This window comes from Riemerella anatipestifer (genome assembly GCF_035666175.1).
Classification (GTDB): Bacteria; Bacteroidota; Bacteroidia; order Flavobacteriales; family Weeksellaceae; genus Riemerella; species Riemerella anatipestifer_D.
This window is the reverse complement of sequence record NZ_CP142016.1, coordinates 1,500,603-1,516,946: the sequence shown is the minus strand read 5'-3', so window position 1 is coordinate 1,516,946 and position 16,344 is coordinate 1,500,603. Positions and strand designations below refer to the sequence as shown.

Below are 16,344 nucleotides of genomic sequence, written 5' to 3'. Positions count from 1 at the left end.
CTCAGGCAGAACGACTCTGTCTTACCGAGCAGAGGGGTTCTGCTGGGATATTTATTTAATAACTAATTTACCTCTTTGTATATAGCTGTAAGTAGAATATTGGAAGAGGTAAACGCCTTTAGGTAAACCTTGAGTAGAGATAGTAACTTCCTGTGGTGTGTTAGTTTCTATATCTTCGGTTTTCACCAAAGTACCACTTGCGTCATAGAGGCGGAATTGAGCCTTCTCTCTAGTTACTCCCATTTTGATATGAATATTATCACCTTGATTTAGTAGGGTAGGATAAACTTCTACTTTCTTAGGATTAGAGGTTTGAGTTTCGCTAGTTCCTAGTACTCCATTATCTACTATAATCATTTTTTTAATGGTACGAGAATGTTCGCCTTGAGGAGTTTTAACCTTTAGAGTAACATCATATTCGCCGTTGTACTTAAAGACTACTTTAGGGTTTCTTGCCTTAGGGTTGTCTATGGAATGTGGTTTAGGACTAAAAGACCATTCCCATTGAGCATCTTTCTGATTGACGATGGAATAAGACTCAAACTGTACCGTCATATTAGCATCATTTAATCGGGCTTGGCTAATGTTGGTTGCCATTGGTTGTGCCACAGGTGTAAAGTTTTCTCGGTATAGAGGTATTTCCCATATCCCCTGTGAGGTAGCGGCTCTTAGTTTACCTTCTTTAAAGAACGGCACTAAACGGGTAAGCCTTGCTGCAGGGGGTAGCCCATTAGAATAGTCAATCCAGTCGCTCATAGTATCGTCTTTGTAATAAACATAAGCCCCACTTTCTGACCCTAAATAAACGCCATTGGTCTGGTCTCCAGCTAGTATAATCCAACGGAATTCTTTGTCTCTCATTGTAGGGCTATTTTCTAGAACATTTTTCCAGCTTTGCCCTCCATCTTCACTATAAAGAAGCCCTCCATTCTTTCCGCTGGTAACGAACTGTACCAACCAAACTTTGTTTTCGTCTTTCGGATCTACAGCTATATAGGAGGCAACCCCACCAGGTTTAGGTATTGATAATTGACTCCAGCTTTTCCCATTATCCACAGACTTATAGATGAAGTATCGTCCGCAAGCATAAATTACATTAGGATTAGAACGGGCAAATTCTATGTTAGAAATGTATTCTTGTGCATCATATAGTAAACTAGAGGTAACGCCTTCGTCTGGTGTTTCCCAGATTTGCATAGTGGCACTCCAAGCACCTTCTTTTGGATGGTATAAAATTCGTTGTGCGTAGCGAGGATCTGTTCCGAAGAAACCGTGGGTTCTTAATGTTTCATAAGGTTGTTTGATGAATGCTCGGTAATCTGTTGTTACTCTCCCTTCTATATTGTTCGGCATCGTAAACATACCTGAGTCAGAGAAATAGACTTTCTTAGGGTTGCTTACCATTACATAACCTGTGGGATACTCTACTCCCCCTACATAAACCGCTTTGCCTTTTTCATAGTTTTCCATCATTACGGCATCGCCATTGTGCCATCTACCACCAACCATTACATCTTCGTTCCAACCTTGCCCGAAACCCCAATAATCACTCGCATAGATGCCTTTTATACGGTTTTCCCCTGTTATTTTCCCCTCATTATCTCTTTTAAAAAAGTTAGGTGAGTATTTGATGCCTCCATCGTTGGCTATCCAAACTTCATCGCCTGCGATGGCAATGTCTTGCATATCGGCGTGTATTGAGAAGTTGCCGTTGCAGTAACCTCCTATGGAGTTGTGAAAATAACCGCCCTCCCCTCCTTTGAGGGAACGATAGGCACTACATAGACCGAAAATTACATGCTCTGGATCTTTGCCTGATACGCCTATCATCATATCGTAATAGCCTTGCCCTCCGTTTTTGCCATCTATTGCATAGCAAAAGGTGTTTTTAGTTTCATTTCTATTACTGGTTATAGTGGTTTTATCCGTCCAAGTCAGTCCAGCGTCTTTACTTTGCAGAATATGAGGCTGTCCATAAGAATAAGCAGAGTTTTCTACATTTACCAAGGCATAAAGATAGTTTTCTCCTCCTGGAGCATCACTCACCGCTAAACGGCCCGGTCTGGCTCCTGATAAAACATCTCTACCATTGTCGAAATTTTTACCACCGTCGTAAGAAATATATAATTGAGAATGCCAATTTGTATCTTTTCGTCCATAAAGGTAGACTACTTTAGAATTGTTAGGTTTTAATTCGTGGTCGTAGAAAATACCACTCATTACTCTACGAAATGTAGCACCTTTATCCTCCGAAATAAAGAATCCATCTACCTTTGTGTTGGGTTTACTAGCATTGAATTTGTGTTGCTCACCAGTAGTTACAGTTACAATCTTACCATCATTACTTACCCTTATACTATTTACGGTAGTAGTAATTTCTTTTATTCTATCAAAGGATATTCCCCCATTTTTACTTACAAATAGTCCTGAAGTAGAACCTACCCATACAATATCGGCATTGTTAGGGTCTATTCTAATAGCAGTGATATTAGTTCCGAAGTTAAAATCGGAAGCACAGGCTGTCCAATTTTTACCTTTATCAGTAGTTTTAAATACGGCTCCTGTTTCAGCTCCCGAATAGAGGATATTAGCATCTTTTTTAAATACATCTATCCTAAAAACATTGGCATGGGAGTCATAGGATTCTACATAATAATTCCCATCAGGGTCTGGATTAGGAGTGTTTCTAGCTGTGGAAAAAGGACCAATATTTTTCCATTTGTTAGTGGTAGGAGTCGTCGCTAGGGCGGTGAGTCCGCGTTGGTGTTTTACCATTGTTTGGTTACTTCTTTGGTTTTGTCTGTCCAGCTTAGCGAGGTAGTCCTCTTTTTTAGGAAGTACAATCTCTCCGTTACCGTTTACAAAAGGTCTATATGCCTTCTGCCATCTTCGGTAGAAGTTTACGGCAGGTTTTTTCTCTGGTGTTTTGCGTCTGGCGTCAGGATCGCTGTCCAGCCATTCGCCAAATTTCTTTTCCATTTCAAAGAAATTAACCCCACTCGGATTATCCACGATGAGTTGCAACCACGCAGGGTCATTTTTCCCCACCGAGAAATACTCTGGTGTGTAGGGGTCGTAAAGTTCTGGTTGAGTTTGTTGAGCTTTGAAAAGCATCGCAACACAAAGACCAGCTACTAAAAAATAGTTCTTGTAATGCATTTTAATTGAAATTTTTTGCAAAGTTAAGGATTTTATGAAAAGCTTCTTATTAAAGTAATGTTGCTGAAAGGTTATGAAATGATAAAGTTGCCTTCCAAAGAAGGCAACTTTTGTTGGTTAATGTATTTATTTTATGATGAATTTGCCACGATGTATGTGGTTGTAGGTAGAGTATTGGAAAAGGTAAACGCCCTTTTGCAATCCGTGAGTAGGAACGGTAATTTCCGCTCCAGAATTGGCTTCTATCTCTACTGTTTTAATCAACGCTCCATCGGCACTATAAATACGGAACTTCCCTTGTTCTTGGGATAAGCCTCGTTTTATGTGAAGTGTTTCTCCCGAATTTAACGAGGTAGGATAAACGGCTACTTTATTCGTAGAGGCTTGGGTTTCGTTGGTTCCTAGCACTCCGTTGTCCACTATAATCATATTTTCAATGGTTCGGCTATGGGAGCCTTCTGGTGTGGTAACTTTTAGGGTAACATCGTATTTGCCGTTATACTTAAATATGACTTTGGGATTTCTTACCTTTTTGTTGCTTACATAGTGAGGTTCAGGTTTAAACGACCATTCCCATTCAACTTTGTCTTGGTTTACAATAGAGTAAGATTCAAACTCTACCGTCATATTAGCATCATTTAATCGGGCTTGGCTAATGTTGGTTGCCATTGGTTGTGCTACGGGTGTAAATTTTTGTCTGTATAAAGGAATTTCCCATATCCCTTGCGAGGTAGCGGCTCTTAGTTTGCCCTCTTTAAAGAAAGGGATTAAACGAGTAAGTCTTGCTGCAGGTGGCAAACCGTTGGAATAGTTAATCCATTTGTCCATAGTGTCGTCTTTATAGTAAACGGCAGAACCTTCGTCAGATCCTAGATAAACCCCGTTATGCTCATCTCCTGCCAATACAATCCAACGGAAGGCTATATTTTTCATATCGGCATCGTTTTCCAGCGGTTTTACCCAAGTTTGTCCGCTGTCTTCGCTATAAGCTACGCCACCGTTAGTGTAGCCTTGTACTACCCATATTTTGTTTTCATTTTTAGGATCCACAGCAATGGTAGGGAAAAAGCCGTTGAATTGAGGCATTTTAAATGAAGTCCAACTTTGACCATTATTTATTGACTTATAAATATCGTATTGCCCACAAGCATAAATTACGTTAGGATTAGAACGAGCGAACTCTATGTTAGAGATATTGTCTGATGGGTTATATAACAAACTATAATTAGTTCCTTCATCAAGTGTTTCCCAAATTTGCCTTAGAGGAGTTCCCCAGTGGCCTTCTGCTGCATGATATAAAATTCGTTGAGCATAGCGAGGGTCTGTTCCTAAAAAGCCATTGGCTCTTAGAGCTTCGTAGGGTTTTTTCCTGTCAAAGGCAAAATAATCTGCATTTAACTTACCATCTATATTATTTGGCATAGTGAACATTCCTGCATCAGAAAAGTAAACTTTCTTAGGATTGCTTACCATCACATAGCCTGTAGCTTGTTCCACACCTCCCACATATACGGCATTACCTTCTCCGTAGTTTTCCATCATTACGGCATCTCCATTGTGCCATCTACCTCCCACCATTACATCTTCGTTCCAGCCTTGCCCAAACCCATAGTAATCACTAGCATAAATTCCTTTTACACGGTTTTCTGTTGTCATATTACCATTTTCGTCTTTTTTAAAGAAATTAGGAGAGTATTTAATGCCTCCATCGTTGGCAATCCATACTTCATCACCTACAATGGCAATATCTTGCATATCGGCGTGCATCTTAAAGTTACAATAGCCTCCGATGGCTGTGTCTTTGTATCCTCCCTCTCCTCCGTTAAGAGAACAGTACGCACTACACAATCCAAAAATAACATGTTCAGGGTTGGTTCCAGAAACGCCTATCATCATATCGTAATAGCCTTGTCCGCCGTTTGGGGCATCAATCGTTGGGCAGAATGTGTTTTGATATTCACTAATATTATTTGTTATTTTGGTTTTATCTGTCCAACTTTGTCCTCCATTAGTACTCTGAAGGATATGAGGCTCCCCGTAGTGATAGCCTTTTTTTTGTACAGTGACTAAAGCATAGATATAATTTTCTCCATTAGGGGCATCACTTACTGCTAATCGTCCTATCCTAGCTCCAGATAATACCTCTCTACCGTTATCAAAACTCCCACCACCATTGTTAGATATATAGAGTTTAGAGTACCATTCTCCTTGCTTTCTTCCATAAAGATAGACAACATTAGAATTATTAGGTTTTAGTTCGTGGTCATAGAAAATGCCGCTGATTATTCTATTGAAGGTTTTACCACTATCTGTGGAACGGTAAAACCCATCTTTACGATTATCTGATTTATTGCCTCCACCCAATTTATGTGATTCTCCTGTGGTTACAGTTACTGTTTTTCTGTCATCACTCACTCTTATACTGTTGACTGTGGTGGTAATGTTATTTATTCTTCTAAAACTATTTCCTCCATCATCACTCACAAATAGACCTAAAGTAGAACCTACCCATACGGTATTTGGGTCTTTTGGGTCTATTCTAATGGCGGTAATATTAGCTCCAAAGTTATAATCGGAAGCACAAGCTGTCCAATTTTTACCTTTATCAGTAGTTTTAAATACCGCTCCAGTTTCTGCCCCAGAGTAGAGAATATTAGGATTAGTTTTAGAAACATCTATTCTAAATACATTAGCGTGGGAGTCATAAGACGGTTTATATCCTTCGTGCTGGCTATTGTAATCCGTGGAGTAAGGACCTATATTCCGCCATTTATTTGTGTTTGCAGGAGTAGAATTAGTTCCCAAAGTAGTTAAACCTCCGCGTTGGTGTTTTACCATTGTTTGGTTACTTCTTTGGTTTTGTCTGTCCAGCTTAGCGAGGTAGTCCTCTTTTTTAGGAAGTACAATCTCTCCGTTACCGTTTACAAAAGGTCTATATGCCTTCTGCCATCTTCGGTAGAAGTTTACGGCAGGTTTTTTCTCTGGTGTTTTGCGTCTGGCGTCAGGATCGCTGTCCAGCCATTCGCCAAATTTCTTTTCCATTTCAAAGAAATTAACCCCACTCGGATTATCCACGATGAGTTGCAACCACGCAGGGTCATTTTTCCCCACCGAGAAATACTCTGGTGTGTAGGGGTCGTAAAGTTCTGGTTGAGTTTGTTGAGCTTTGAAAAGCATCGCAACACAAAGACCAGCTACTAAAAAATAGTTCTTGTAATGCATTTTAATTGAAATTTTTTGCAAAGTTAAGGATTTTATGAAAAGCTTCTTATTAAAGTAATGTTGCTGAAAGGTTATGAAATGATAAAGTTGCCTTCCAAAGAAGGCAACTTTTGTTGGTTAATGTATTTATTTTATGATGAATTTACCACGGTGTATGTGGTTGTAGGTAGAGTATTGGAAAAGGTAAACGCCCTTTTGCAATCCGTGAGTAGGAACGGTAATTTCCGCTCCAGAATTGGCTTCTATCTCTACTGTTTTAATCAACGCTCCATCGGCACTATAAATACGAAACTTTCCTTGTTCTTGGGATAAGCCTCGTTTTATGTAAAGTGTTTCTCCCGAATTTAACGAGGTAGGATAAACGGCTACTTTATTCGTAGAGGCTTGGGTTTCGTTGGTTCCTAGCACTCCGTTGTCCACTATAATCATATTTTCAATGGTTCGGCTATGGGAGCCTTCTGGTGTGGTAACTTTTAGGGTAACATCGTATTTGCCGTTATACTTAAATATGACTTTGGGATTTCTTACCTTTTTGTTGCTTACATATTGAGGTTCAGGCTTAAACGACCATTCCCATTCAACTTTGTCTTGGTTTACAATAGAGTAAGATTCAAACTCTACCGTCATATTAGCATCATTTAATCGGGCTTGGCTAATGTTGGTTGCCATTGGTTGTGCTACGGGTGTAAATTTTTGTCTGTATAAAGGAATTTCCCATATCCCTTGTGAGGTTGCGGCTCTTAGTTTTCCTTCTTTGAAGAATGGAACGAGACGGGTGAGCCTTGCTGCCGGCGGCAAGCCTTGGGAATAATTTATCCATTCCGTCATCGTATCGTCTTTGTAATAAACATAAGAGCCTTCATCAGATCCTAAATAAACGCCATTGGTTTCATCACCAGCCAATACTAACCAACGAAAGGCTATTTTGCTCATAATGGGATTATTTTCTAATGGTTTTACCCAAGTTTCTCCACCGTTTTCACTGTAAGCTACTCCACCTAAAGTATAGCTTTGTACTATCCATATTTTATTTTCGTCTTTGGGATCTACAGTAATGTTTGGAAAAAAACCATTTAGCTGAGGCATATTTATTTGTTTCCATGTAGCTCCATTATTTGTAGATTTATAAATGAAGCTTTGTCCGCAAGCATAGATCACATTGGGATTAGAACGGGCAAACTCTACATTAGAAATATTATCATTAGGAGTATGTATCTGCTTAAGAGTATGCCCTTCATCTGTGGTTTCCCAAATCTCCCGGGTAGGGTTGCCTGTTCTTTCTCTGGGGTGATATAGAATTCTTTTGGCATAGCGTGGGTCTGTTCCGAAAAATCCGTTCACTTTTAGGGCTTCGTAAGGTTTTTGGGAGTCAAACGGTCTCCAATCCGAAATGGTTTTTCCTTCTATATTCTCTGGCATGGTGAACATTCCTGCGTCAGAAAAATAAACTTTCTTAGGATTACTTACCATGACGTAGCCTGTGGCCTGCTCCACGCCGCCCACATAGACAGCTCTGCCTTCGCCATAACTTTTCATCATCACGGCATCGCCATTGTGCCATCGACCTCCCACCATTACATCTTCGTTCCAACCCTGTCCGAAACCGTAATAGTCACTGGCATAGATGCCGTTGACTCGGTCTTCTCCTGTGATTTTTCCACTGTGATCCTCTTTAAAAAAATTATCAGAGTATTTAATGCCCCCATCGTTGGCAATCCACACCTCATCGCCTGCGATGGCAATATCTTGCATATCGGCGTGCATTTTAAAGTTCACACTACAATAGCCACCAATGGCTGTTTCTTTATAGCCTCCGGAACCTCCTCTGAGGGAACGGTAAGCACTGCATAATCCAAAAATCACGTGTTCGGGATTGGTCCCAGAAACGCCTATCATCATATCGTAGTACCCCTGTCCACCGTTTGGTCCATCAATAGAAGGGCAAAAAGTGTTTGTATATTCTCTGAGATCGTTTGTTATTTGGGTTTTATCCGTCCAGTTTATCCCTCCGTCGGTGCTTTGTAGGATATGGGGTTCTCCGTAGTAATGCCCTTTCTTTTCTACACTTACTAAAGCATAAAGATAATTTTCTCCTCCTTTAGCATCACTCACCGCTAAACGTCCTGCAATATTGCCGTATTTTATTGTTAGACTTTTTTTGAAAGATTTCCCTCCGTTGTCGGAGATGTGTAGTTGTGAGTGCCAGTTTCTATCCTTTCTTCCGTAAAGATAGACCACTTTGGAATTTCCTGGTTTTAGTTCGTGATCATAGAAAATTCCGTTCATGACTTTTCGAAATTCTTTACCACCGTCTTCCGAAATGAAGAAACCATCTATTTTTGAGTTAGGACGACTGGCTTTAAATCGGTGTGCTTCCCCTGTGGCTACAGTTACCGTTTTACTGTCGTCGCTTATTCTTATACTGTTTACAGTGGTGGTGATGTTTCCTATTCTTCTAAAATTATTACCACCATTGTTACTAACAAACAATCCAGAAGTAGAACCTACCCATACCGTATTTGGATCTTGTGGATCTATTCTAATGGCAGTGATGTTGGTCCCGAAGTTATAATCAGAAGCACAAGCGGTCCAAGTTTTTCCTTTGTCTATAGTTTTAAAGACGGCGCCTGTTTCTGCTCCAGAATAAAGAATATTAGGGTTGGTTTTAGAAACATCGATTCTGAAAACGTTGGCGTGAGAATCATAAGATTTTCGGTAGCCTTCGTTCCCATTATAATCCGTAGTAAATGGTCCTACGCTATGCCATCTTTTGGGTGTAGAAGGGGTTGTATTGAATGTTGTTATATCTCGTTTACTCCTCTTGATATTTGGGCTATTTTCTAAGTTTTGTCTGTCTAATCTGGCGAAATAATCTTTTTTGGTAGGAAGCACGATTTCCCCTTTGCCATTTACAAATGGTCTGTACGCCTTCTGCCATCTTCGGTAGAAGTTTACGACAGGTTTTTTCTCTGGGGTTTTGCGTCTGGCATCAGGGTCACTGTCTAACCACTCGCCAAATTTCTTTTCCATTTCAAAGAAATTAACCCCACTCGGATTATCTACGATGAGTTGCAACCACGCAGGGTCATTTTTCCCCATTGAAAAATACTCTGGTGTGTAGGGGTCGTAGAGTTCTTGCTGTTGCCCCATCAGTAGAGAGGCATAAAAATAGGTTAATAATAATACTTTTTTGTACATATTATTAGATTATAGTTTTATTTTTAATTCCAAAAGTACCAATGTTCACCATTAAAGATAGCCAAAGATTTACTCTTTCCGTCGTAGGCAATCGTGCCTGCTTCGGGGCTTGCCAAATCAGTAGTTACATCGTTGACATAAGGTAGTAGTAAAGCAGTACTTTTACTATCTAATTTCAAAACCGCAGGGTCGTCAGAGGAAGAATTTTCTGTAGTACGTCTAATGACCACTCCTTCTATTCCCGTATTCTCTGTTCCTGTATAGGTAGAAACAACTGTTGGATTAGGAGCCGCAGTTGTAAGGGGGATATTTGCTGTGGCAGATTTATACATCACTTTTTGGTTTTGTAAATCAAACCATAAAGCACCTTGTTGAGCCAAAGAATGGTCTGATAATGTTGGCAGTATAATGCCTTTAGCAGAGCCATTAGTTTCTTTCATATCGTTGAACTCCAAAATAGAGCTTGTACTTCGTAAAGTGCTTTTGTCTATCGCTACTTGTGCAATAGACCAATGATTTAACAAAATAGATACAATGCCAGTAAATAATATTTTCAATATCATTATTTTTTATTCACTACAACCTTGGGTAATACATTCCCATTTCATTATGTAAGGATTGTATGGAATTCCACTTGGTTTTAAGATTTGAAGGCAAAAAGTATAACAATACAAAAACTCTCCATTAGAAAATAGTTCTTGTAATGCATTCTTTGCAAGTTTTTTGCAAAGTTAATAATTTTATTAAAAATTCATTTTAAAGGTAAAGTGTGATAATAATTACATATTTATAAAAGAGTTTTTACTTTTTGTGTATTGTATAGTTTGTATTGGTAATTTAATAATAAATATTAAATATTGTTATTAAATACTAAAAATTAAAATAAATTCGTTTTTTTACTAAAAATCTTATGCCTATTTTTGGGGCGGATAAAGTGAGTTTATGGCAGATATTATTAGACTTTTACCAGATTATGTAGCCAACCAAATTGCAGCGGGTGAGGTGGTGCAAAGACCAGCTTCTGTAGTAAAGGAGCTGATAGAGAATGCTATAGATGCTAAGGCAACTAAAGTAGAACTCATCATAAGAGAAGCTGGCAAAAACTTGATACAAGTAGTAGATAATGGTGCGGGAATGTCCGAAACTGACGCAAGAATGGCTTTTGAACGCCACGCCACTTCTAAAATCTATGCTACCGAAGATATTTTTAAGATTGCTACTAAGGGGTTTAGAGGCGAAGCCTTAGCCTCTATTGCAGCGGTGGCACAGGTAGAGCTGAAAACTAAAAAAGAAGAAGATATTGTAGGTACTAATATCTATATAGAAGGTGGAGAATTGCAATTTCAGGAGGCTGTACAAACTTCGGAAGGGTCTAATTTTGCAGTTAAAAATTTATTTTACAATGTACCTGCTAGGCGTAAATTTTTGAAGTCTAACAATGTAGAATTTAGGCACATTATAGACGAATTTCATAGAGTAGCATTGGCTCATGAGGATATAGAATTTTCGCTTTATCATAATGATGAGGAAATTTTCAAACTCAGAAAAGCAAGTCTTCTACAAAGAATTGTAGATATATTCGGTAGGAAACTTCAGCCTTTGCTTATTCCTATAAAAGAAGATTTAGATTGGGTAAAACTTAATGGTTATGTTGCAAAACCAGAGGGAGCTAAGAAATCGAGAGGAGAGCAATTTTTCTTTGTTAATGGTAGGTTTTTTAGAAGTGCTTATCTCAATAAAGCGGTTCAGGAAGCGTTTGATGGGTTGCTTCAACAAGGCTACAATCCGTCGTTTTTCTTATATCTAGAAATAGACCCAGAGAAAATAGATGTAAACATACACCCACAAAAAACCGAAATTAAATTTGAGGACGAAGCCCTTATTTTCGCTCTTATTCGTTCTACAATAAAGAAATCTTTGGGTGTTTATAATGTGTCTCCTAGTTTAGATTTTGATAAAGATGAAAGCCAAAGTCAGCTTTTAGGTTTGCAAAGTCATTATCCTAAAGCTACGCTGTCCATCAGTAATAGTAGTTACAAAGCACCGTCTATACAGGTAGATAGAGATTATAATCCGTTTCAGCAGGAGCGTGTAAAACCTTCTGAAAGCATCGCCCTTACAGAGCTTTATAGCCAAAGTATTACCACAGCAGAGCCTTCTAGAATCAATTTATTTGAAGATGAAGACTTTGATGAGGATTTAATGAGATTGCCTAATGGCTATTGGCTTTATAACCGAGGAGAAGATACACTTATGCTAGATTTGGGAAGAATGCACTCTGTGGTTGTTAGCGAACGAAGAAAACAGAAAAAAGAGACAGGCGTAGGTCAAAAACTACTGTTTTCCATAGAGTATCTGCTCAACGAAATGGAGAAAAATAAGTACCGTTCCATAAAGAAATATTTGCCACAATTAGGCTTTGAAATGGAACTTGGGGACGACAATGTTTTGAGAATAAACGCCGTGCCTAACGGATTGAAGGAGAAGCAAGTCAATGAGTTTTTGGAGAAACTATTTGAAGTGTTAGATTACAAAACCGAGGAAGAATTTATGGCTTACTATGAAAATCAATGGACGAAGATTAACGCTAAGTCTCGCTTTGATTTCTTCTATAAAACCGAAGTAGAGCAGATGATTAAAGACTTCTCGGATTTGGGGTTTCCTGAATATACACCATCAGGAAAAAAATGTTACATTGCCCTGCCATTGGAAGACTTGAAGAATAAAATTAAAAATTGATAAAACTAAAAAAATGATGTTCCAGAATATACCACCAATCACTAGGAATCTTATCGTCATCAATGTGGTTGTATTTATACTAGGTTACTTTTTACCCGCAGGGATAGAGAATTTCTTACCTGCTTATTTCCCATTGTCGCCTAATTTTAGGTCTTGGCAAATCATTACGCATATGTTTATGCACGGAGGATTTCCGCATCTTTTGTTTAATATGATAGGGTTATGGAGTTTCGGTTCTGTTTTGGAAAGGGCTTTGGGCGATAAGAAATATCTTACACTCTACTTTTTTAGCGGTTTGGGAGCGTTCATTCTATTTAATGTTTGGAACTATTATCACTTCTATCAACTTACGAGCAGTCTGCATCAGCAAGGTGTAGATTTAGCATCGGTGTTTAGAGGAGCTAATCTTAACAATCCTTCTTTTAACATGGGAGCTATTTTTGGGAGAGGTGATGAGGTAGGACAGTTACAACAATTTTTAATAACGCCAATGGTAGGTGCCTCTGGAGCGATATTTGGTGTGTTGGCAGCTTTTGCAGTGGCTTACCCCAATGCAGGGATTATGATTTTGTTTATACCATTCCCGATAAAAGCTAAAATACTATTCCCAATCATTATAGCAGGGTCTATTTATTTAGGGTTTACTCAGATGGCAGGAGATAATGTGGCTCATTTTGCCCATTTAGGCGGAGCATTAGTAGGATATATTCTCATAAAAATGTGGAGTAGAAACCGTTTCAGAATACAGTAATAGCCCTAATATAAATAATGAAAATTCTTAGAATTATTGTATTTATTATACATTTAGGGCTTTTGGCATTGCTCTATTTGTGTATGATGAATGCCTATATTCCGCCGAGAGTATTTGCAGAACTTAACCTTTTGTCTTTAGCCTTCCCTATTTTAGTTTTAGGCTATTGTTTGTTATGTTTGTTTTGGATTTTAGGTTGGAAAAAGAGAGGCTTATTTTTCCTATTGGCTCTAGCATTGCTTTTAACACCTATCAGGAGATGGGTTAACTATTCCACAGAAAATAAAAACGCTTCTGATTTCAAGGTGGTTAGTTTTAATATTAAGGCAGGAAAAAAGGGTATCCTAAATATCGCACAACATCTAGAATCTTTCTCTCCTGATATTATTCTAATTCAAGAGAAAGGTGTTTTTAAGGAAAATATAAAAGATTTGCCTTACAGAAAAGAAATAGACATTTTGGAGTTTTATTCTAAAACACCGATAATAGAATCTGGGAGAATTCTAATTGATGCAGATAATGGCTATGCGGGTTATATAGACACTGAAATTAAAGGCAAACGAATGAGATTTGTAAATGTCTATTTAAAGCCTTTTGAACTGAATAAAGAAATGGTAAAACCAAGTACAAATCTTAATGTTTCCGAAGAAAAAGCTAAAAGTTTAATAGCCCGATTTTTACCTGTCTTTAAAGCTCACCAAACTCAAGTAGAGCAAATTAGAAAAGCCATAGAAAAATCGCCTTATCCTGTGGTTTTAGGTGGTGATTTTAATGCCGTTCCTAATTCTTATGAGTATTATTATCTAAGCCAAAATATGACGGACAGCTTCCTAGAAGTAGGCAAAGGCTTAGGCACAACCTTCCACGATTATAAATTTCCGATAAGAATAGATTATCTATTTTCAACTAAAGAAATAAAACCTGTTTCTCTGAAAACGGATAGAAGCAGAAAACTGTCTGACCACTATCCTATCATTGGAGAATTTAGCTACTAAACTATTTTTGATAAGAAGAATAGCTATCAATTCTACTAAATCTCAGCGGTATTCGTTGGGATTTTTTTCTATATTTGCTACCGAAAAATAGATTATTATGGAAAATATGATTTTGCACGCTCATAGAGGGTTTGCTTATTTGGTTTTATTAGCGGCAGCAGTATTTGTGGTAGCACTTTTGGTAGCTATGTTTGGTTATTCTGGTAAGGTTTCCAAGTTGCTTAAAAAGTCCAGCTTATTTACAATGATTTTGTTTCACACACAGTTTCTTATAGGTTTGGGAATGTTGTTTTTTAAGTCCCAGTTTTTATTCTATCTTAAAGAAATAGGTATGGGAGGCATTATGAAAGATGCCGTTTTAAGGTTTTCTTATGTAGAACACCCTGTAACGATGTTGGTGGCTGCTGTACTGATGACGATAGTAAATAAGAAAATTAAAACTTCTGAAACGCTAAACTTTGGTATTGTTATTATGGGGCTGTTAGCGGTAGTTTTATTCTTGTTGAGGTTCCCTTTTGATAAACTTTTTGTTTAAAAGTTAGGTTTAAAAATAATTAAATCAACGCTCTAAAAAATCAATAATTATGGTGTTTTAGAGCGTTGGTGCTAAAATAAATACAGAATAAATTAGATATGAAAATAGCAGTAGTAGGTGCCACAGGTATGGTGGGACAAGTGATGCTTAAAGTGTTGGAAGAAAGAGATTTTCCTATAACGGAGCTTATTCCTGTAGCGTCTGAAAAATCGGTTGGAAAAAAGATAAAATTTAAAGGAGCAGAATATCCTATTGTGTCTATGGAAGATGCCGTAGCAAAGCAACCTGCCATTGCTATATTTTCCGCAGGTGGTGGCACTTCTTTGGAGTGGGCTCCTAAGTTTGCAGAAGTAGGCTCTTTTGTGGTGGATAACTCTTCAGCGTGGCGAATGGATCCTACTAAAAAATTGGTAGTTCCAGAAATAAATGCAGAGGTTTTAACCAAAGACGATAAGATTATTGCTAATCCAAACTGTTCTACAATTCAGTTGGTAATGGTGCTTAATCCGTTGCATAAAAAGTATAAAATAAAAAGAGTGGTAGTATCTACCTATCAGTCGGTTACAGGGACAGGTAAGGCGGCGGTTGACCAGCTTAATGATGAAATTAGAACTTCTGTAGAAGGTGGAGAAGCATCAGTTCCGAAGGTTTACCCTTATGAAATATTCAAAAATGCTTTGCCTCATTGCGATGTGTTTTCTGATGAAGGCTACACCAAAGAAGAGCTTAAACTGATGCGTGAGCCTAAGAAAATTATGGGAGACGATAGCTTTAACCTCACGGCTACAGCGGTAAGAGTACCTGTGCAAGGCGGACATTCTGAAAGCGTAAACATAGAGTTTGAAAACGATTTTGATTTAGAAGAGGTGAAACAAATATTAGCCAATACTAGTGGTGTAACGCTTCAGGACGATTTGAGCCAAAATCTATATCCTATGGCAAGATACTCCGAAGGTAAAGATGATGTTTTTGTGGGTAGATTAAGAAGAGATATTTCTCAACCTAATACACTTAACTGCTGGATTGTAGCAGATAACCTAAGAAAAGGAGCAGCTACCAATGCAGTACAAATAGCAGAATATTTAGTAAAACATCAGTTGGTTTAGATGATAAATAGAAATGATAAAAAAATCTTTTAGCAAGCTGCTAAAAGATTTTTTTATGTTGATTAACTAAAGAGTAAAGCTGATAGACCTATAATTGGGTTATCAAATATTTAAAAATGTTCTAAAAACTTGCACACTTCCGCAAAAGGTTATAAGTTTGCTTCAAATTTATGCGATACACTATCAGCAACATACAAAAAAGTAAAAAAAACTTACACAAAAATTTGGTATTTCCAAATAATTGTGTAAACACACACACACACACACACACACACACACACACACACAGATAGTTTCGTGTATATGCGTCCTATTATCTAGAAAATTCTTTAGACTTTTATCGTTAAAACAAGATATCGTTCCGCCAACTTTTGTTGGGGGCTTTTTGCGTTTATATCATTCTAATTTTAGCTTTCATAAATACTTATTAAAAGCACCATTGTTTTGTCTCATAACATGGTCGTTCTTGTTAGGTGCTTTTAGTGTTCAGAGAGAGTATTCTGCTCTTTCTGTTTTAGCCTTTCCTCTCATTTTGTGTGTGTTTAGAGGGGGAAGGCGTTTTTTTAGGTTAGAGGTGAGATATGAGAGTTTAGAACTTAGTATAGCCCCATCAACCCTTAAGCTGAACCTCCAACCTCT

General features: G+C 38.0%; 9 protein-coding genes. 5 read left to right on the top strand and 4 right to left on the bottom strand.

What is annotated here, in order from left to right; genetic code table 11:
• Nucleotides 1-51: 51 nt before the first annotated feature.
• The 4 genes from VIX88_RS07450 to VIX88_RS07435 all read right to left on the bottom strand — a co-directional run bounded on the left by VIX88_RS07450 (nucleotide 52) and on the right by VIX88_RS07435 (nucleotide 10,142).
• Nucleotides 52-3,180 (bottom strand): T9SS type A sorting domain-containing protein, encoded by a 3,129-nt coding sequence (locus VIX88_RS07450; protein ID WP_418949101.1) that lies wholly within the window; start codon nucleotides 3,178-3,180, stop codon nucleotides 52-54.
• A gap of 105 nt (nucleotides 3,181-3,285) precedes the next feature.
• Nucleotides 3,286-6,402, bottom strand: a complete 3,117-nt coding sequence (locus tag VIX88_RS07445) for a T9SS type A sorting domain-containing protein (protein ID WP_324711469.1) — start codon at nucleotides 6,400-6,402, stop codon at nucleotides 3,286-3,288.
• Nucleotides 6,403-6,507: 105 nt separating this feature from the next.
• Nucleotides 6,508-9,579, bottom strand: a complete 3,072-nt coding sequence (locus VIX88_RS07440; protein ID WP_214193721.1) for a T9SS type A sorting domain-containing protein — start codon at nucleotides 9,577-9,579, stop codon at nucleotides 6,508-6,510.
• Nucleotides 9,580-9,602: 23 nt separating this feature from the next.
• The gene (locus VIX88_RS07435) at nucleotides 9,603-10,142 is read right to left on the bottom strand and encodes a hypothetical protein (protein ID WP_214193719.1); all 540 of its coding nucleotides are present in this window, start codon (nucleotides 10,140-10,142) and stop codon (nucleotides 9,603-9,605) included.
• Nucleotides 10,143-10,521: 379 nt separating this feature from the next.
• Here VIX88_RS07435 and mutL point away from each other — a divergent pair, with 379 nt between their 5' ends.
• The 5 genes from mutL (at nucleotide 10,522) to asd (ending at nucleotide 15,705) form a co-directional block, all read left to right on the top strand.
• Nucleotides 10,522-12,318 (top strand): DNA mismatch repair endonuclease MutL, encoded by a 1,797-nt coding sequence (mutL, locus tag VIX88_RS07430; RefSeq protein ID WP_260644964.1) that lies wholly within the window; start codon nucleotides 10,522-10,524, stop codon nucleotides 12,316-12,318.
• Between the two features lie 16 nt (nucleotides 12,319-12,334).
• Complete coding sequence (locus tag VIX88_RS07425) at nucleotides 12,335-13,069, top strand: rhomboid family intramembrane serine protease (RefSeq protein WP_214194207.1); 735 nt, start codon at nucleotides 12,335-12,337, stop codon at nucleotides 13,067-13,069.
• Between the two features lie 14 nt (nucleotides 13,070-13,083).
• Nucleotides 13,084-14,064 (top strand): endonuclease/exonuclease/phosphatase family protein, encoded by a 981-nt coding sequence (locus VIX88_RS07420; protein WP_161399329.1) that lies wholly within the window; start codon nucleotides 13,084-13,086, stop codon nucleotides 14,062-14,064.
• Between the two features lie 97 nt (nucleotides 14,065-14,161).
• Nucleotides 14,162-14,599 (top strand): hypothetical protein, encoded by a 438-nt coding sequence (locus tag VIX88_RS07415; RefSeq protein WP_004917576.1) that lies wholly within the window; start codon nucleotides 14,162-14,164, stop codon nucleotides 14,597-14,599.
• A gap of 98 nt (nucleotides 14,600-14,697) precedes the next feature.
• Entirely contained in the window at nucleotides 14,698-15,705 is a 1,008-nt protein-coding gene (asd, locus tag VIX88_RS07410) for an aspartate-semialdehyde dehydrogenase (RefSeq protein ID WP_004917578.1), read from the top strand.
• The last annotated feature ends 639 nt before the right edge of the window (nucleotides 15,706-16,344 follow it).